Source organism: Spirosoma aerolatum, from assembly GCF_002056795.1.
GTDB classification, from domain to species: Bacteria; Bacteroidota; Bacteroidia; order Cytophagales; family Spirosomataceae; genus Spirosoma; species Spirosoma aerolatum.
The window spans coordinates 6,848,659-6,866,910 of the sequence record NZ_CP020104.1 but is presented as its reverse complement, the minus strand read 5'-3'; the positions used below and the strand labels follow the sequence as shown (position 1 = coordinate 6,866,910).

General features: G+C 47.5%; 18 protein-coding genes. 4 read left to right on the top strand and 14 right to left on the bottom strand.

Going from position 1 to position 18,252, the window contains the following annotated elements; genetic code table 11:
• Nucleotides 1-24 precede the first annotated feature (24 nt).
• The 3 genes from B5M13_RS28470 to B5M13_RS28460 all read left to right on the top strand — a co-directional run bounded on the left by B5M13_RS28470 (nucleotide 25) and on the right by B5M13_RS28460 (nucleotide 3,268).
• Nucleotides 25-780: an outer membrane beta-barrel protein gene (locus tag B5M13_RS28470; protein WP_080058887.1), complete on the top strand. Its 756-nt coding sequence runs from the start codon at nucleotides 25-27 to the stop codon at nucleotides 778-780.
• 98 nt (nucleotides 781-878) lie between these two features.
• Nucleotides 879-1,487, top strand: coding sequence for a hypothetical protein (locus B5M13_RS28465; RefSeq protein ID WP_080058886.1), 609 nt, complete (start codon nucleotides 879-881; stop codon nucleotides 1,485-1,487).
• Nucleotides 1,488-1,612: 125 nt separating this feature from the next.
• Complete coding sequence (locus B5M13_RS28460) at nucleotides 1,613-3,268, top strand: glycerol-3-phosphate dehydrogenase/oxidase (protein WP_080058885.1); 1,656 nt, start codon at nucleotides 1,613-1,615, stop codon at nucleotides 3,266-3,268.
• On the opposite strand, the gene B5M13_RS28455 is transcribed toward B5M13_RS28460, so the two are convergent.
• Entirely contained in the window at nucleotides 3,269-3,568 is a 300-nt protein-coding gene (locus tag B5M13_RS28455; protein ID WP_080058884.1) for a hypothetical protein, read from the bottom strand.
• 337 nt (nucleotides 3,569-3,905) lie between these two features.
• Between B5M13_RS28455 and ffh the strand changes: the two genes are divergently transcribed.
• The gene (gene ffh / locus B5M13_RS28450; RefSeq protein ID WP_080058883.1) at nucleotides 3,906-5,225 is read left to right on the top strand and encodes a signal recognition particle protein; all 1,320 of its coding nucleotides are present in this window, start codon (nucleotides 3,906-3,908) and stop codon (nucleotides 5,223-5,225) included.
• 66 nt (nucleotides 5,226-5,291) lie between these two features.
• On the opposite strand, the gene B5M13_RS28445 is transcribed toward ffh, so the two are convergent.
• The 13 genes from B5M13_RS28445 to B5M13_RS28385 form a co-directional block, all read right to left on the bottom strand.
• Nucleotides 5,292-5,996 carry a DNA alkylation repair protein gene (locus B5M13_RS28445; protein ID WP_080058882.1) on the bottom strand — a complete coding sequence of 235 codons (705 nt, stop codon included), beginning with the start codon at nucleotides 5,994-5,996 and terminating at the stop codon, nucleotides 5,292-5,294.
• Between the two features lie 62 nt (nucleotides 5,997-6,058).
• Nucleotides 6,059-7,555, bottom strand: a complete 1,497-nt coding sequence (gene ftsZ, locus B5M13_RS28440; RefSeq protein ID WP_080058881.1) for a cell division protein FtsZ — start codon at nucleotides 7,553-7,555, stop codon at nucleotides 6,059-6,061.
• Between the two features lie 78 nt (nucleotides 7,556-7,633).
• The gene (gene ftsA, locus B5M13_RS28435) at nucleotides 7,634-9,091 is read right to left on the bottom strand and encodes a cell division protein FtsA (protein ID WP_080058880.1); all 1,458 of its coding nucleotides are present in this window, start codon (nucleotides 9,089-9,091) and stop codon (nucleotides 7,634-7,636) included.
• On the bottom strand, nucleotides 9,088-9,861 hold the full coding sequence (locus B5M13_RS28430) for a cell division protein FtsQ/DivIB (protein ID WP_080058879.1): 774 nt from the start codon (nucleotides 9,859-9,861) through the stop codon (nucleotides 9,088-9,090). Before B5M13_RS28430 ends, ftsA begins: the two co-directional genes overlap by 4 nt.
• Before the next feature lie 37 nt (nucleotides 9,862-9,898).
• The gene (murC, locus tag B5M13_RS28425; protein ID WP_080058878.1) at nucleotides 9,899-11,284 is read right to left on the bottom strand and encodes a UDP-N-acetylmuramate--L-alanine ligase; all 1,386 of its coding nucleotides are present in this window, start codon (nucleotides 11,282-11,284) and stop codon (nucleotides 9,899-9,901) included.
• A gap of 42 nt (nucleotides 11,285-11,326) precedes the next feature.
• On the bottom strand, nucleotides 11,327-12,439 hold the full coding sequence (gene murG, locus B5M13_RS28420) for an undecaprenyldiphospho-muramoylpentapeptide beta-N-acetylglucosaminyltransferase (RefSeq protein ID WP_080058877.1): 1,113 nt from the start codon (nucleotides 12,437-12,439) through the stop codon (nucleotides 11,327-11,329).
• A gap of 24 nt (nucleotides 12,440-12,463) precedes the next feature.
• Nucleotides 12,464-13,585: an FtsW/RodA/SpoVE family cell cycle protein gene (locus B5M13_RS28415; protein WP_080058876.1), complete on the bottom strand. Its 1,122-nt coding sequence runs from the start codon at nucleotides 13,583-13,585 to the stop codon at nucleotides 12,464-12,466.
• Between the two features lie 68 nt (nucleotides 13,586-13,653).
• Nucleotides 13,654-14,997 (bottom strand): UDP-N-acetylmuramoyl-L-alanine--D-glutamate ligase, encoded by a 1,344-nt coding sequence (murD, locus tag B5M13_RS28410; protein ID WP_080058875.1) that lies wholly within the window; start codon nucleotides 14,995-14,997, stop codon nucleotides 13,654-13,656.
• A 92-nt stretch (nucleotides 14,998-15,089) separates the two neighbouring features.
• Nucleotides 15,090-15,419: a large-conductance mechanosensitive channel protein MscL gene (mscL, locus tag B5M13_RS28405; RefSeq protein ID WP_080058874.1), complete on the bottom strand. Its 330-nt coding sequence runs from the start codon at nucleotides 15,417-15,419 to the stop codon at nucleotides 15,090-15,092.
• 72 nt (nucleotides 15,420-15,491) lie between these two features.
• Complete coding sequence (locus B5M13_RS28400; RefSeq protein WP_080058873.1) at nucleotides 15,492-16,490, bottom strand: DUF3078 domain-containing protein; 999 nt, start codon at nucleotides 16,488-16,490, stop codon at nucleotides 15,492-15,494.
• A 60-nt stretch (nucleotides 16,491-16,550) separates the two neighbouring features.
• Nucleotides 16,551-17,393 carry a mechanosensitive ion channel family protein gene (locus B5M13_RS28395; RefSeq protein ID WP_080058872.1) on the bottom strand — a complete coding sequence of 281 codons (843 nt, stop codon included), beginning with the start codon at nucleotides 17,391-17,393 and terminating at the stop codon, nucleotides 16,551-16,553.
• Nucleotides 17,390-17,593, bottom strand: a complete 204-nt coding sequence (locus B5M13_RS28390) for a hypothetical protein (RefSeq protein WP_080058871.1) — start codon at nucleotides 17,591-17,593, stop codon at nucleotides 17,390-17,392. Before B5M13_RS28390 ends, B5M13_RS28395 begins: the two co-directional genes overlap by 4 nt.
• Nucleotides 17,594-17,602: 9 nt before the next feature.
• A complete protein-coding gene (locus B5M13_RS28385; RefSeq protein ID WP_080058870.1) occupies nucleotides 17,603-18,208 on the bottom strand; it encodes an RNA polymerase sigma factor in 606 nt (201 codons plus the stop codon).
• Between the last annotated feature and the right edge of the window lie 44 nt (nucleotides 18,209-18,252).

Genomic DNA, 18,252 nt, shown 5'->3' with positions numbered 1-18,252 from the left:
GCATTTATCAGTAACAAATTGGCTATGAAAAAGCTCTTCTTAACCGTAATAGCGGCTGGAATGACTACCGCTTCCTTTTGCCAGAAGACGTTTATTTTATCGCATCAGGATAAAAAAGGTTTTTTTGCTGCATCTGCGGGTGCCAGTGTACCGGTTGGGCGGTTTGCCAGTTGCTCGCCAACCGACGGTCAGGCTTGCATGGCCGGTGAAGGTTTTGCCTTTAACGTGTCGGCCGGGTATCGGATTGCTGGCCCAGTTGGACTGATGATTCGGGGAGAGCAACATCGTAATTCGGTCAATACAGGCGCTATGCTCAGCGCAATATCACAGAGCAATTCAAGCAATTGGACTGCAAAAGCCGATAACTGGTCGGTTATGACGGTTATGGCTGGGCCTTATGTGTCATTGCCAATGGGCGGACGTTTTTCGGTCGATGCCCGTTTGTTGGCAGGCCGGGCGCTGGCGGTATTGCCCAATACATCGGTTGCCGGGCTGGTTGGGCGTTCGGAAATGTCGGTAAAGACCACGGGTTCGCAAAGTACAGCGATGGCTTATGGCGGAGGACTGTCGTTACGGTATCGACTGGGATTGAATACGGCTGTGCTACTTAACGCCGATTATAGTCAGGCTGCGTTTACGTTTGATAACGTGACATCAACTACTACCAGTGGTACGAGCCGTCCCGAAAGTGCTACGTTCAGCAGCGATCGGACGGTGAATGTGGTCAGTGCTTCGGCAGGTATCGCCATTTTGTTCGGAACGAAGTACCGTCCGTTCTAGCAACCGTTAAGTAACCCTTACTAACAGTTCATCCTTATTCAGTTGTAACCCTCGCACAGGTGGTATAGCTTAGCGGTCAATTATCACTAAATCAGGCTATGACACCCCTTCGCCGGCATGCCGTTCTTCGGCGCGTTAAAGATATTACCCTTAGTACTACGCTTACCCTAGCACTGCTTAATGGGGCTGCTGTGCTCCAAAGCTGCGGAAACAGTCGTTCCGAAGAGCAAACGGAAACGCGCTTTCAGCAGGGTGTACGGACATACATTACCGAAACCTCTCCCGGAAATTTTAAAATTACCGACGAAGTGCAGGCCAATCCTGGTCAGGCTGGGGCCATTGTGAGTTATTTCGACGGTCATCGGGATACATTAAGTGTTGATGCTGCCAAACGACTGGTTGAGAATGACGAGTCAACCCGTACCTATCTGAATAACCCGAGTGCCTATCATGCGCATCACCATAATGGTTTAGCGAACGCTTTACTGTGGGGAAGCCTGGGCTACATGCTGGGTCGCTCAACTGCTCCCCGCTACGACGAGTACGAACGTCGCTACAGTTCGGGTGTTTATGCAAACACCGGTTTGTATAATCGGTCAAGGCACGTGAGCGAAAATGTTCGTAGTTCGCGCGTCACACGCACCACCCGCCCATCCGGTGGTCGCAGCGGCTTCTTTAGCCGAATGGGGCGTAGTTTCTCAGGATAAGCGAGTGCGATGTGTACTGCCATGAATCGTAGAGTTCGTATATCCTACATTAACTTACTGTAATTGATATACTCCAGACTCCCACTTTCACTATACTACTCCGCTAATTACTTTATCTTTACAACATGAAGCGGACAAAAAACTGGGAGCGGCTGAAGCAGGAAACATTCGACATTTGTATTATCGGGGCAGGCGCTAGCGGAGCAGGTGCTGCGTTCGACGCTGCGCTGAGAGGCTACCGCGTTGCGCTGGTTGACCGGGGGGATTTTGCCAGTGAAACCTCTTCCCGATCTACCAAATTGATTCATGGAGGTGTCCGTTATCTGGAGCAAGCTATCAAAAAACTTGATTTGGCTCAGTTGAAGCAGGTACGTCATGGTTTGGCCGAGCGTCGGACAGTGATTCGTAATGCGCCCCATCTGGCTCATCCGCTGGCTATTCTTACGCCCGTTTTTAGTTGGTTCGAAGGGATGTACATGACCATCGGCCTAACGCTTTATGACCTTATTTCGGGCCACGATGCATTTCCGAAAGGCAAGTGGCTGAGTCGGGTACAGGCACTGGAAAAAAGTCCAAAGCTTAGCCAGAAGATGCATAGTGCTGTGCTTTATTATGACGGTCAGTTCAACGATTCCCGCTATGCGCTGGCGTTGGCACATACTGCCGACGAAGCAGGCGCTGTGGTTGTGAACTATGCCGCCGTTACGGATTTCGGTCGGCAGGCGGGACGCATCACAACGGCCTTGGTAAAGGATCAGATTACCGGCGAAACGGTCGAGGTAAAAGCGACGGTGTTTCTGAATTGTACAGGGCCTTTTGCCGACGCGATTCGGTTATTGGCTAACCCTGAACTCGAACAACGCATCCGGCCCAGCAAGGGTGTCCATATTGTGCTTCCGCGTGAAACGCTGGACAGCAATTTTGCCGTATTAATTCCTAAAACGGCCGATGGACGTGTGATCTTTGCGATTCCGTTTGGCAGTAAAGTGTTTGTCGGGACAACCGATAACGATTACGATAGCTTATCGCGGGAGCCACTTCTGGAGCCTGATGAAGTGGATTACCTGCTGGAAACGGTTCGACCTTATCTGGCCAAAATGCCCGAGCGGTCACAGATACAGGCTGGCTTTGGTGGCATTCGCCCATTGATTGTGAGCAGTCGGGCCGATACGAAGACCTTGCTGCGCGACCATGAGGTAGAATATGATGCTACATCGGGTTTGCTCAGCCTGCTCGGTGGTAAATGGACAACCTACCGCCTGATGGCACAGGATGCTATTGACCGGGTGGGAGCGTTGTTGAACAAGTCCGTGCCGAGTCGTACTGAAACCGCTTATCTGGTCGGTGGCGAGTCTTATCGTTTCGATGACTGGCAGCAGTTACAGGCTACGTTTAACCTTCCAGCCGACGTATGTCAGCATCTGATGCGAACGTACGGAAGCCGGGTAAGTCTCCTCGGCACAATCATCGAGCATCAACCTGCGCTGGGGCAAAAATTAGTAGAAAACCAGCCCTATCTGCAAGCCGAAGTCGTTTATCAGGTACGCGAAGAAATGGCTATGACGCTTCGTGATGTACTGGCCCGTCGATGGCGCGTTGAGCTTTCTGACTGGCAGTTAACTATCCAACTCGCTCCAATCGTGGCGCGTATAATGGCCGACGAATTAGGATGGAGTGCATCGTATTGTACAGACCAAATTCAGGCTTATCAACAGCTCTTGAAAACCTTTATTCAGGAAGCCGGATTGTCGACTGAGCCTTCAGAAATGGTATCGGCTTAGTTATTTGTTATTCCGATGCGCATGACTTACTTCGCGTGCCATACCCATAATCCGTTTCCAACATCGACTAATGGTTTGTTTATCATGACCTTTCTGGTCTTTAGACGTAGCTATTGAAGCAGGCGATTCGGGTTTTGAAGCGGATGTGCGGGTTACCGAAGAAGCAGTGTCGGCCGGTTTATCCAACAGTACTGATGTCGTGCATTGTGGCATAGCCACTGCAACTGATGATACAAATGGGCAGGCTAACAGGCAGGCAACCGCCAGGCAGCGGGCTGCGTAAGGCATCGAAGATTTCATGAGGTACTGGTTAAAGGGGTTAAAACGAGTAGAGTTACCTCATAGAATCGAATTACATGGGTTGGGAAAAGGGTCTGTTACTCCCTTATCAACTATAATGCCAAAAAAATATTGTGCTACAAAGCAGGCTGAAAACGGACTTGACAGGCATTGGAGCCCAAGATACGCATCACCAATAACAGTTTGGTAATCATTGCCTGTCGGAAACTGTTATCTTTGTAGCAGATAATCGGTATTCCCATCAAACAAGTCTTGCATGGGAATCGAAATATGGCGAAAGGCATATTTTACACCATTTTAAAACAAGCCGGTACAGACCGGAGTGAGATTTAGGAGCATGTTTGAGAATCTTCAGGATAAGCTAAATAAAGCAATCAAGACCCTTAAGGGCCAGGGCCGCATTACCGAAATCAACGTAGCGGCTACCATAAAAGAAGTTCGTCGGGCACTTACGGATGCCGATGTAAACTATAAAGTGGCTAAAGACATTACCGATCGAATTCGTGATAAAGCACTTGATCGGAAAGTGTTGATCTCGGTTGAGCCAGGCCAACTCTTCGTTAAAATTGTTCAGGAAGAACTGACCGAGTTGATGGGGGGCGAAGCACAGGGTATCAACATCAAGGGTGATCCGGCAGTGATCCTGATAGCTGGTTTACAAGGGTCAGGTAAGACAACTTTTTCGGGGAAGCTGGCTTCGTACCTGAAAAAACAGGGCCGTAATGTACTGCTGGTGGCGGCTGATATTTATCGCCCGGCGGCTATCGATCAGCTAAAAGTGCTGGGCGAACAGGTTGGTGTGGATGTATACGCGGAGCCAGAGAATAAAAACGCGGTGGCAATTGCTAAAAATGCGATTGAGCTGGCTCGAAAATCGGGTAAGCGCATTGTAATTGTCGATACGGCAGGCCGTCTGGCTGTTGACGAGGCTATGATGCAGGAGATCGAAGCCGTTAAGAAAGCGATTGCACCAACCGAAACGCTGTTTGTCGTCGACTCCATGACGGGGCAGGATGCCGTTAATACGGCCAAGACCTTCAATGAGCGGCTCGATTTTGATGGCGTTGTGTTGACCAAACTCGATGGCGATGCCCGCGGAGGAGCGGCTCTTTCGATCAAAACGGTTGTTAACAAGCCGATCAAGTTTATCAGTACGGGCGAAAAAATGGAAGCCCTCGACGTGTTCTACCCTGATCGGATGGCCAGCCGGATTCTGGGTATGGGCGACGTTATTTCGCTGGTAGAACGTGCACAGCAAGCGTTTGATGAAGAAGAGGCCCGTCGCATCAATGCCAAGATGCGGAAGAATCAGTTCGACTTCGACGATTTCCTGTCGCAGTTGCAGCAGATCAAAAAGATGGGTAACGTGAAAGACCTGCTCGGTATGATTCCGGGTATGGGCAAGATGATTAAAGACCTTGATATTGATAACGATTCGTTCAAACCGATTGAGGCTATTATCAGCTCCATGACGCCTATTGAGCGGCAGCGTCCCGATATGATCGACGGTAGCCGGAAGAAACGCATTGCGGCTGGTAGTGGCACCAGTATTCAGCAAGTTAATAATCTGCTGAAGCAGTTTGACGAAATGCGGAAGATGATGAAGAAAATGAATACTATGCAGGCATCGGGTAAACTGAACAAGATGATGCGATAGTCTCATGCGCGGCATAAAGTCGGAGGTTGATAATCCGGGAGGAGTTATTGGCCACCGACTTCTGGTTTACAAAGCCAGATAATACTTGCGCCGGGTGGGGTCGAAGCGTTCGATCGCATAGCGGAGGGTGGTACGTGGCATTTCGCGCACATGATCATGGAGAAACTCTTCCAATGCATCAATATTGCGCTTACCCACCTCCCGTAGCATCCAGCCTATGGCTTTATGAATCAGATCGTGTTTGTGCGATAAAAGGATTTCGGCAATAGCGAAGGTATCACTAAACTGCCCTTTTCGAATCAGAGCCAGAGTGGATACGATAGCGATACGCTGGCTCCAAAGATGATCTTCATGAGCCAGATCGTACAAAATCGACCGATCATCCTGTAAAAGCGGCTGGCCAACAATATGCGGACAAGTAACGTCGACCAGGTCCCAGTTGTTGATGTATTTCCGGTTGGCCAGATAGCGTTCTATAATCTCCGTCCGTTGAACAGGCCCCGCTTTTTTGACTTGTTCTACCCAAATCAATAAGCCCACCATGCGGCATTCGTGGTACGGGTCGCGGATCAAACGTTCTGTTTCTGATAGGGTAAGCGCTTTGAATCGTTTCGCGATTTCATGTTGTTTCGGCATCGATAAGCCTAGGAACTGATCGCCTTCACCATATTGCCCTGGAGCCGTTTTAAAGAATCGAGCTACCAGAATAGCCCGTTCGGGCTGGGCCAGCGCCAGTAGTTCATTTTTTACGGTGGTGTAGGTAATTTCCATAGACGATAAAAAAACAGAGGCCCATGTGAGCCTCTGCTGCAAAAAGAACGTGTTTATTGTAGCTAGTCGTTTAGTTTTGAGCGAACGAAATCCTGTTCAGCCAGTAAAGGGATCGAGTAAAGAACCGTTTTATTCCGCTCGAACGCTGGCCGGTCCAGGTCGCTAGCTAAGTACTGTCCTTTCACAAAAGCCTCTACCATTCGTTTGATTAAATCGGTATCGTCGGGCCGTTCTTCATCCAGTTCCAGAATGTCAACGTCCGAATCGTCTTTGAAAGGATCGACAAACACAGGCGGGTCTGGGCGAACAATGGTGGTACCTCCGTTATAACCGACCGTTGGCGTATGAATCTCATCGGATTTCGAATTCCCTGTAGGGACAGGATCAGTATCGTCATCATCGCTGCCTGCCAGTACCAGCTCTTCTTTTTCAGTAGCATCCTGATGTCCAATTCCATCTGGCTGATCGCCTACAAGCGCTTCTGGATTTTTACTGGTATCATCGGAACTGGTTGTATCAAGCTTTTTGTCCTGTTCAGCCGCATCGGCTGAAACTACGCCTGCCGGGTTGCCAAGTTTATCTAGTAAATCACCTGTTCCGTCGAAGCCAGCTGCAATGATTGTTACCCGTAGCTTTTCGCCAAGATTTTCGTCGGTAATAGCCCCAAACTTAAACATCTTGGCTTCGCTTTGGATTTTCCGGGCAACGTGTTCGGAAATGGCCATTTGCTCTTTCAGTTTCATGGCATGATCCTTACTCGACGAAATGGTTAGCAGAATTCGTTTGGCACCGCGAATATCATGGTCATTCAGAAGCGGAGAGTTCAAGGCCGCTTCAATAGCGCGGATGGCTCGATCTTCGCCAGCGGCTTCGGCTGAACCCATTACCGACTGACCGGCTCCCTCCAACACTTTCTTTACGTCGGCAAAGTCAGCATTAATATCACCCTGAGTCGTGATAATTTCGGCGATGCTTTTTACCGCATTCGCGAGCACATCATCGGCATGGGCATAGGCTTCGGTCCAGGTAAGTTCGCTATACAGCTCAGCCAACTTGTCATTCAAAACAACAAGTACGGTATCACAGCTATCTTTTAGCCGTTCAATACCGACGCGTGCCTGCTCTTTTTTATCGGTACCTTCGTACCAGTAAGGAGCCGTAACGACAGCTACAGTCAGTAAGCCCATTTTTCGGGCTACTTCCGCAACTACTGGAGCTGCACCTGTGCCTGTACCACCGCCCATACCAGCGGTAATGAATACCATTTTGGTCGGTGGTGCCAGCAAATTCTCAATTTCTTCGATACTGGCACGGGCGGCATCTTCACCCGCTTTCGATTCCGTACCCGCACCCAGTCCGTCGCCCAATTGCAGCTTCGTTTTCACAGGATTACTCATGAGTGCCTGGCGGTCTGTATTGCAAACAGCAAAACTGACATCCTGCATTTTCATTTTATCCATGTGCTTGACGGCATTTCCGCCCATGCCGCCCACCCCAACAACCTTGATAATAACCGGGTTGTCGTCTGGCATTTCGAATCTATAGCCTTGAGTATTCATCGTGTGGGTTGGAGTATCTATTCATTTCTTTACACTTCATATCGCCGATTCCGTTACTGGCAACCAATGGATGCAGACTTAATAAGGATCGGTTTCGTTGCCTCTGATTGGGCGGGTTAGTTTTCGTAACCAGCCAATCAAACCCCCTTCGTCTTTAGACGGTTCGGGGTCAGGTGTTTTATCGGGTACTTTCTGGGTAACTCGTCCACCATGCGACGTACCGTAACCGCCTGTTGTCGTATGCCCGTTAGTACTTCCATGCCCACCTGTTGTTCCGTTATGGGTGTGAATCGGCTGATTCTCGTCCTCTTTAAACAGCCGATTAGGGTCAGTGATGAAGGAGATGCGGTTATCGATAGTTTTATAACCAGCCCAAACCAGCCCTACAGCAGTGGCATGTGCTGGATCGCCTACCAGATCGGCCCTTCCGTTCGGTTCAAGATGTTCGGGATACCCTACGCGTACTTCTTCAATGCCCGTTACCCGTCCAAAAATTTGCTCTACACCTGGAATCAATGCAGACCCACCAGTTAATACGATACCTCCCAGGAGTTTGCCATCATAGCCTGAACGAATAATTTCGGCCTGTACCAGGGCGGCTATTTCGCGTAGCCGATCCTCAATGATGACGGCAACATTTTTCAGTAGTACATCTTTCGGTTTGCGATTACTTAAGCCAGGTACGGCTACAACCTCATTCAGGTTGTACTCGCCAGGGTTTGCATTCCCAAATTTCTTTTTCAATAATTCGGCCTGATTAGGCAGAATTTTACAGCCTGCCTGAATATCCGACGTCAGACTGTTGCCAGCCCACGGAAAGACAGCCACATGACGTAGCACGTTTCGGTAGTAGATTGCCATTTCGGTGGTTCCACCGCCAATATCAACCAGGGCAACACCGGCATATTTCTCTTCGTCGGTAAGTACAGCCAAGCCCGATGCCAGTGCCGAAAGCATCATGGTATCCTGCGCCAGGTTATTGCGGGTAATGCATTTGCGAATGTTGCGGGCTGCATTGGCCTGGGCCGTAATAAGTTGAAAATCAGCACCAAGCTTTACGCCATTCCGGCCAACGGGCTGGTTGATATTCGTTTCGGTATCGACCACAAAATCCATCGGCAGCACATGGATAATTTCCTTGTCGGCCGGAATGGACGTGCGGTACATATCGTTCAGCAGATGATCGATGTCTTCAACCTGTACTTCATCGCCCGAAGACGATCGGGTAATACTACCACTTGATTTTACCGAAGTAACATGAGACCCACTAAAGCTAACGTTGACTAAATGAATGTCGAGATTCGATTGATTAGAAGCCTCATGAATGGCTCTCCGAATAGCATTGACCGTATTATTGACATTAACAACCGACCCTTTGGCTACACCATCAGTCAGATTTGTTTCGCCTACGCCCAGCACTTCGAGCGTTTCCTGTTCTTTATTATTCCGTATCAACCGCCCAGCCACGGCGCATACTTTGGTGCTGCCGATGTCCAGACCTACTACAATTTTCTCGTCCATGCCCGTCTTAGTCATTCGCAAACAATTTGATTTCGGTACTCAACGTTTATCCGGCTGTAGCGATCCCAACCTTTAGCGGGTAAAACGTCGGTATATACTATTTTTAATTTTCTAAATTTAGCATCTAATTCGGTAGGCGGCCCAAATTCTATTTTGTGGTTACCCATTTGCGGCCACATTGTGATGTTGCCTTGTGGATCAACGGATAGCTCTGCAATCTGTGCCTGCCAAAATGGATCATCATGGATTCGTTTCAACAGCTCCAGCAACGGTCTATTTCGTTCACTCGCCAGAGAACGGTTTTGGGCAAAGTAATTGCCGGTAAGAACCGGAACTCGGGCTGAGTAGTTCATAGAAATCGGGAAAAAACGCCCTTCCTCACTAATATACTGGCCAGAAACAGGCTGGACACCATCGCCATTCACCACTAATCGGGCTAGGGGCCTGGGTTGTTCGATCACAACCAGTAAATCGCCGTACAAGTCACGAGAAATCTGACAGTTCTTCACCAATCCATGTTGTTTTAGCCGCTTTTCCAATTGCTGCAAATTGACATCGGCATAATTCTTGCCCGTAATTGGATCAGCACCCCCGTTTGTCAGGTAGCCCATCACATCACGTCTGGTCAGAAACCGGTGGTTATCGATCTGGTCAATCTGAACGATAACGTTCCGAACATGTTTCTGCCCATGCTGAATTTCGGTGAATGCAATGAGTCCAAACAGACTAAGCAGTCCTCCAAAGGCCAACAACCACTTTTTGGATGATTTAAAGGTAGAAAACATCTGTAAATAAGCTCAATTGTTTCTCCAATATTTTTATCTATTGGTTGCTTAGTGTCGATTTTAATGCCGGAAGCAGTTGATCTATGTCACCAGCCCCTACGGTTACAAGTAAGGAAGGTTTCATTTTTCGCACAACGTCAATCAATTCGTCTTTGGTGCATTTCTGTTTGCTTTTCGAGTGTACGTTCTGAAAAATCAAATCAGAGGTTACGCCTTCTATGGGTAATTCACGGGCTGGGTAGATGTCAAGCAGAATAACGTTATCGGCTAGTGACAAACTTTCGGCGAAGCCATCGGCAAAGTCGCGGGTGCGGCTAAACAGGTGCGGCTGAAACGCTACCGTCACTTCGCGGTCGGGATACAGGGCCTTTACCGACGACAGAAATGCGTTTACCTCGGCAGGGTGATGGGCGTAGTCGTCAATCAGAATAGCTGTATCTGTTTTGAGGATGTATTCAAACCGCCTACGAACTCCCTTGTACGTAGCCAGAGCAGAACGGATGGCATCGGGAGATACGCCAACTTCCAGGGCAACCGCGCCAGCCGCCACTGCATTTTCCACGTTATGAAATCCAGGAACTAGTAGCTGAATATCAGAAATAACTCCATTTGGATAGACAAGATCGAAAATAAACGAGCCTTGCTCGATCCGCAGATTCTGGCTGTAATAATCTCCCGTTTGTAAAGAGTACTCTCGAACGGCTGCTTTTGTTTTATTGGCCAATGACAAACCGGTTTTCATAAACAAAACACCATCGGCTTCAATCTGGCTAACGTACATCCCAAACGATGCAAGCACCGCTTCATGCGCCCCATAGATGTCCAGATGGTCGGCATCTGTGGAGGTGACGATCGCATACGTTGGAAATAAAGTTAAAAACGATCGGTCGAATTCGTCCGCTTCAACCACACAAATAACCGAACGCAGGTCGTCGGCGGGTTCGTTGAGCAGGAAGTTGGTGCCGTAGTTAGCGGTAATGCCGCCCAGAAAAGCCGCACAGTTCACGCCCGCATCGCGTAAGATATGCGTAACCATCGAGGAGGTTGTCGTTTTTCCATGCGTACCCGCTACACCGATCGTAGTCATTTGGCCCGCCAGCAGACCAAGCACCTGCGAGCGTTTCTGTAAGATGAATCGCTTTTCCGTCAGATAGATGTACTCCAGATGAGTACTGGGAATAGCCGGTGTAAAAATGACGAGAGTCTGGGTTGGATTCTCCAGAAACGCAGCGGGTATTTGCGCTACATCTTCCGTAAAATGAATTGCAATACCCTCTGCCTGTAGGGCGTCGGTCAGTGCTGTTGGAGTTCGGTCATAACCGGCTACTGTATAGCCGTTAATACGAAACCAACGCGCCAGTGCGCTCATACCGATCCCACCAATACCGAGAAAATAAATGTATTTGAATTGATCTAAAGTCATCGTTATCCTGGCCAGACGTTAGCCTGGTCTTATAAACTAAATTTAATGGGTCTGGCTGGAAGTTGATCCTGCCAACTTAATTACTTCATTCGCAATGTCGCGGGCGGCATTGGGTTTCGCTAATGTTTTGATTTGCGTTTTCAACTGAGTTTGTTGCATTGGGTCGTTCAGTAAGTTCAGTGCGGCAGTTACCAACTGTTCACGAGCGGCCTTATCGGTTACCAGCAGAGCAGCTTTATGGTCTACCAGGCTCATCGCATTTTTGGTTTGGTGATCCTCGGAGGCAGCCGGAAACGGTACCAGAATGGCGGGCCGGCCTACCAGGCACAATTCTGATACAGATAGAGCCCCTGCCCGCGATACCACAACATCGGCAACGGCGTAGGCTTTATCCATTTCGTAAATGAAGTCGTAGGCTTTGATCAGGGGCGAGCCCGTTGCGGCAGCAGCGGTTTTTGCCCGCTCAATGAATCCGGGCCCTGTTTGCCAGATAACCTGCACCCCCGCTTCAACAAAACGCTGTAAGCCCCCTTCTATGCTCTCATTGATGGTTCTTGCTCCCTGACTACCCCCAATAATCAGTAAGGTTGGCCGACTAGCCTCCAGATTGAACAGTGTTCGTCCAGCTTCTCGCTGCTGATCGGCAAATTGAATATCGCTTCGTACCGGATTGCCCGTTATACTCAGTTTTTCGGCTGGGAAGAAGGCTTCCATATCAGGATAGGCAACGCAGATGCGTTTGGCCCAGCGAGCCAATACTTTATTGGTCAGACCAGCATACGAGTTTTGTTCCTGGATAAGCGTAGGTACGCCTTTAAGGGAAGCCGCTAAAAGTAGTGGTCCACTCGCATAGCCACCTACGCCAACAGCGGCATCGGGCTGGAAATCACGAACGATCTGGCGGGCCTTCAATAAACTTCTACCCAGTTTGACAGGAAATCCAAGATTTTCCAGAGTAAGCTCGCGCTTAATGCCAACAACAGGTAACCCGACTATTTTATAGCCAGCACGGGGAACTTTCTCCATTTCCATTTTGCCTTCGGCTCCTACAAACAGAATCTCTGTAGAGGGGTCGATGGCTTTTAGCTCGTTGGCAATGGCAATGGCTGGGTAAATGTGGCCGCCGGTTCCACCTCCGCTGATAATTACTTTCATTCGATTGATTGTAAACCGTACTGTTTAAATTCGACTCTCATCGGCTTCCTCACGGCTGACACTAAGGACAATGCCAATGGCTAAGCCTGTGAATATCAAGGAAGTGCCGCCCATACTTAACAAAGGTAACGGTTGGCCCGTTACGGGGGCCATACCAATAGCTACACAAATACTGGCAAAGGCCTGAAAAACAATGCTAAATGTCAAGCCTGCTGAGAGCAATCCACCAAACGGTCGGGTCGCTTTTTGAAGCGTTTTCATGCCTCGCCATAAAAACCATAGATAAGCCAGTACGACTGGAATGCCTCCTAACAGCAGTCCGTATTCTTCAACGATAATGGCGTAAATGAAATCGGAGAAGGGATTGGGTAGGGTATTTCGCTGGTGACTATTGCCGGGTCCCTGACCCGTTAATCCACCATTGGCCAGCGCTATATACGACTGTTCTACCTGATACAGAATGGTGTCGGAGTCCGAAAAGCTTTTGACTCGATTAACGGCTGTACCCAACCGTTGCCCGGCTGCCAAAGCAATTCCGCCAAATAAAACGCACACGGCTATCATGTAGCCAAGATACCGAACGGGTACCCGCCCAATGTACATCAGCAGAAAGCAGGTGGCACCTAGCAAAAGTGCTGTCGATGTGTTTGTGAGGATAATGAGCGAGCAGATAAGACCAATCCAGAGGATCAGATTGAACAGAACCGTTGGATCATTCATGAACCGCTGCCTCTTAGCCAGCATAGCCGCCAGATTAGAAATAAGAGCCAGTTTGGCTAAATCGGACGGCTGAAACGTCTGGTTAATGATCGGAATCGTTACCCAGCGCGATGCATCATTCAAGGTAGAGCCTTTAAAATAGGCCCATATCAGCAAAGGGACGGATAGCCAGAGACCATATTTAGACAGTCGGGCGTAATAGACGTAGTTGATCTTATGGGCAAAATAGGTGCAGGCCAGCCCAATCAGCAACAACGATCCATGCTTGAGTAGGAAGATTTCGGTATTCCCATCGAGTTCCCGGAACGCTTTAGTGCCTGTTGCACTATAAACAACCAAAACACTCATGATTGACAAATACAAGACGATCCACCAAATTTGGCGGTCACCTTTCAGATGCGTTCGAATCCATTCACGTAGGGCCATGTTTTTGTAATGTATGGTGTATTAGGGATGAGATAGGCTGACGGTGCATTTACCCTACATCATCTAGGCTATAGTAACTTTTGAACGGCGGCTTTAAACTGATTACCGCGATCTTCGTAATTTTTAAACAGATCAAAACTTGCACAAGCGGGGGATAAAAGGACTACTTCGCCTGGTTGCGCTAATTCCAGTCCCTTCGCAACGGCATCCGTAACGGATTGGGTTTCATAAATAGTTGGGAGCTTCGAGCCGAAATAATCGATGAGTTTATGGTTATCAATGCCCAGGCAAATCAGGGCCTTTACACGCTGTTTCACCAATTCATCTAACTGGCTATAGTCATTGCCTTTGTCTAAACCGCCTGCTATCCAGACCGTTGGTGCATCCATACTCGACAAGGCATAGAAAACCGAATCGACATTAGTGGCTTTTGAGTCGTTGATGAACTGTACACCATGAATCGTTCCTGCCGGCTCAAGTCGATGGGCCGCATTCTGGAACGTTTTAAGCCCTTGTGTCAGTGCTTCATTTGAGACGCCAACTGACTGCGCGGCTAACATGGCCGATAGCATGTTTATGGCGTTATGTGGTCCCCGCAAAGGAGTATCAGCCTGAGCTATAGTAAATGACGTATTCTTAGTTGCGGAAATTAGCTGTCCGTTTTCCAGGTAGCCGCCGGGCGAAACTGCCTTTTGCAACGAAACGGGTAACCGATTTACATCTGGGTGCCGTTTCGCGAACTCGTTCAGAATGGGTTGACTCTCGGCAAAAAAGATAAAGTCGTCCTCTGGCCGCGCATTTTGAAGTATTCGAAATTTAGAATCAACGTAATTCTGGAAGTTATAGCCGTACCGATCCAGATGGTCAGGGGTGATATTGAGCAGCACCATAACATCGAGATGGGTATTGTACATGTCATCCAGTTGAAAACTGCTAAGTTCGAGTACAAAATAGTCGAAGCGATCGGTAATGACCTGTTCAGCGAAGCTATCGCCTATATTACCAGCCAGCCCCACATTAAAACCAGCGGTTTTAAGTAAGTGATACGTTAGCAGCGTCGTCGTCGTTTTGCCGTTGCTACCTGTAATACCGATCAGTTTAGCGCGTGTGTAACGGGCGGCAAATTCAATCTCTGAAATTACGGGCGTTCCCTGCGCTCTAAGCTTTTGCACGAGAGGGGCTGTTTCGGGAATACCTGGGCTTTTTATGACTTCAGTAGCATCCAGAATGAGCTCTTCGGTATGTTTTCCTTCTTCAAATGGGATCTGCGCCGTTTGAAGAGCTGTTCGGTAGCTCTCTTTGAGGGCGCCTTTATCCGACAAAAAGACACCAAAGCCTTTAGCTTGTGCCAGCAAAGCGGCTCCTACACCGCTTTCGCCCCCGCCTAGAATAACTATTTTTTGCACTGACATAACAAGTACTTACGCTTAGCAAAGTAACACATAAATGAAAAAGCCCCGGCTATGGGCCAGGGCTTTTCAACTAAATTTCTCTACAAATCTTATTATTTAGATTCCATCGAATTGGATAACCGTGCACGATTGGCCAGCTTGACAATTAGGAAAACTACCCAGGCTATAATCAAAAACTGGATGATCGTATTCAGGAAGTTTCCGTATCGAATAGCAACTTCAGGTGTTGTTCCAACTGCTTCTTTAAGAACGTATTTCATTTGGCTGAAATCAACTCCGCCTAAAACAATCCCCAGAATCGGGTTAATGATGTCTTCAACTAGTGACGTCGTAATTTTACCAAACGCAGCACCGATAATAACCCCAACGGCCAGATCGATGACGTTGCCCTGAGCAATAAAGGTTTTAAATTCACTTAGCATAATGGTTAAGTTTTGGGTTGGAATATACTAATTGCAATTATGAAGAGTAAAGTAGATAAAAGTTCCTGTAAATCAAAATCTGCCCGGCAAAGGGTCACTGGCTTTTGCGGAGTCTTTTTTCTTTTTGAAGGAACTGATGTTATATACCAATCCGATGGCTAATGTTTGTTGGATTTGTAAATTAGAGCTAAAGTCTTTGTTATAAAGTGCAATCAGTCCAAATGTAGTACTGATGTATCTACTGGCTTTAGCAGTTATGATCAGATCGAGCCGATGATTGATATTATCCAGATGGGAATATTCCGTAAATAGCTGATACCGTGTATTTATGGAAATGTTTTCGGTCAGATTACGATTAAGGGCGGCTTGTAACTGAAACGCCAGCCATTCGGTTCGGCTGCTTTTTCCCGGATCAACACCGTATGCTTTCTGGGTGAGGTCGGGCACAAATGTACCATCTGCCTGTTCGCGTACCCGCACATTCTGATCACCCAGCAATGTAAGCCGTGGGGCAATAGGACTCATTCGGAGGGCGAACCAGTCATTCGGTTTATAAGCTATACCCAGAGCTAATGTAAGTTGAGCCGGCGCAAAAAAATTGGATACTTTCAGCCTGGTTTGGTCGGAAGGAAGCTTATCGTAGCGGTAACCCGGCGCAAAAAATGTATTGAAGGTTCCAGAAACAAACAAATCCCACTTAGGCGCAATCTGTTTGCCCAATACTGAAATAATCATGATCTGGTCAGCCGCTTTTCGGGTATTACCTAATTGCGTTACATAACCTAGTTGTAGATCCGCCGTATTATCCCAGGATGTTTTCCCTCTTTCGTAGAGCGCACGAGCGGCTACAACAGCGCCAAGAGCCACCGAATTAACTCCGCCACCTGACCAGTTACTAAAAGAGGCCTGGTTAAAATTGACCCCTCCACTAAATGATTTTTGCCAGTAGGATGTATCGGGCTTAACCGCAACGGTATCTTTAAAATTGGTGGTTACCCGAGTCGAATCCTGGGCATATACCTGGTTCAGGGAAAGTCCGGTTATTAGTATACAGAGCGCAGATTTTTTCATATTAACTTTTGAAAACTTGATTGGCTCTTAAGACTGTTTAAGGGGGGCAGAGTAACTTCGTTAAGTAGCAGGAGCGTTATCAAAAACCTCTACTTTTTTCATTTGCAAAGTCTGTAAAGGAATAACCGTAGTAGTTTGACCTGTACGAAGGGTTAACGATAATGTATCTACTTTAATAATCTCACCTTTCGCGTCATCAATTTGAATAACCTGACCTTCTTTATATTTATTTTTCGTGTAGAAAGATGATATAATATTGGCCATCAAGTCGCGGGAAGCAATGCCATAACCGATAGCAAAGGCGAATATAACTCCACCAATAATGAGGTTGAAGCTGGATTCAAGTAATTCTGTATTTATACCCGCTTGCCCTAAGGCACTAATAACTGTAACAATTAAAAAGAAAATAAACACAATCATACTTAGTAACCGACCCGATGCAATATTAAACGATTGACATACGTTGATAACGGCTGCCCGTAAAGCATCGGCGATTAGCACGCCCACCTGCAACATAATAGCGGCTGCAATCAGTTTGGGAATAAAATTGATTAGTGAAGCCACCATCTCGGTAATTGCTCCAACACCCAGCTTTTCGGTAGAGGCTTTGATAAATACCAGCAGAATGAAATAATAAAGAACTTTAGCAATAATTTCGCTTAGCTTAATTTCTGTTTTTAGTTGCTTGATAATGCTAATTTCATTCAGGCGATTACCGATTTTATCAAACCCCACTTTTCCCAGTACCCGGCGCACGATCATAGCGACCAATCGGGCAAACCCAATACCAATTAGTAGGATGACAATAGCACCTAGTAGACGAGGGACAAATTCAACAAATTGATTGATGAGGGTTTGAAATGTATTCCGAATAATTTCGGTCAGTTCAGGTAATTGATTCATACGGTAGGATTTGTGTCGTCTGGTGTTAAATGAGGTGGGTTAACAAGTGCTGATGCTAAAGCAAACAAATCGCCGATATAGAGGTCTATAACGGTAACGGCATTACGGATCAGATCAATTTCAGATACTAACTCCGTTTTTAAATGCGGAGGGCAAAGATCATCTGGCTCAAGTTGCTTGAATGGGTTTGTGTTTTCCATGCCGATTAATTAACGAAAAGGCCAGCGTATAGAAAGTATCATTTTGATAGCCAGTAGGAGCCAGAATACAACTCCTTCAAGGTAATGTTTACGAAGTTTATCTCGTGATCGTTTCAAGCGCATTTTCACGGCACTTTCGGTCAGGCCGTTTATATTGGCAATATCCCGAATGCTAATATCATCCTGATATTTCATCAGAAGCATCGACTGTTCTTCGGGAGGAAGTTGGTGTAGGGCACGCTCAAGTTGCTTTGCTTCCATTTCTGCCAAATCGCCCAGATCATCTTCCTGCTGTATATCTAGCCGTTCCCATCCATCTTCCATATACACCTCTTTGCGCATATTCTGCGTTCGAATCTGGTCGGTGCAATAGTTATACGTGATTGAATATAGCCAGGTAGAGAATTTCGCCTGTTCACGAAAACTTCCGAGTTTAATGACCAGTTTAAGGAAAATATCATGCGTCAAATCCTCTGCCCGAACAGGATCTTTTGTAAACGATAAACACTTCCTGTACACTTTATCGCAATAGCGTTCGTATAGCCGTTCGAAATAAATATTTCGTTGCGTGTCGACATATAACCGAACTAACTCCTCGTCCGAATATTGCTCCATTTTATACGGTGGTGGCTCTTATGACCAGAAAGCGTTAAAAAAGT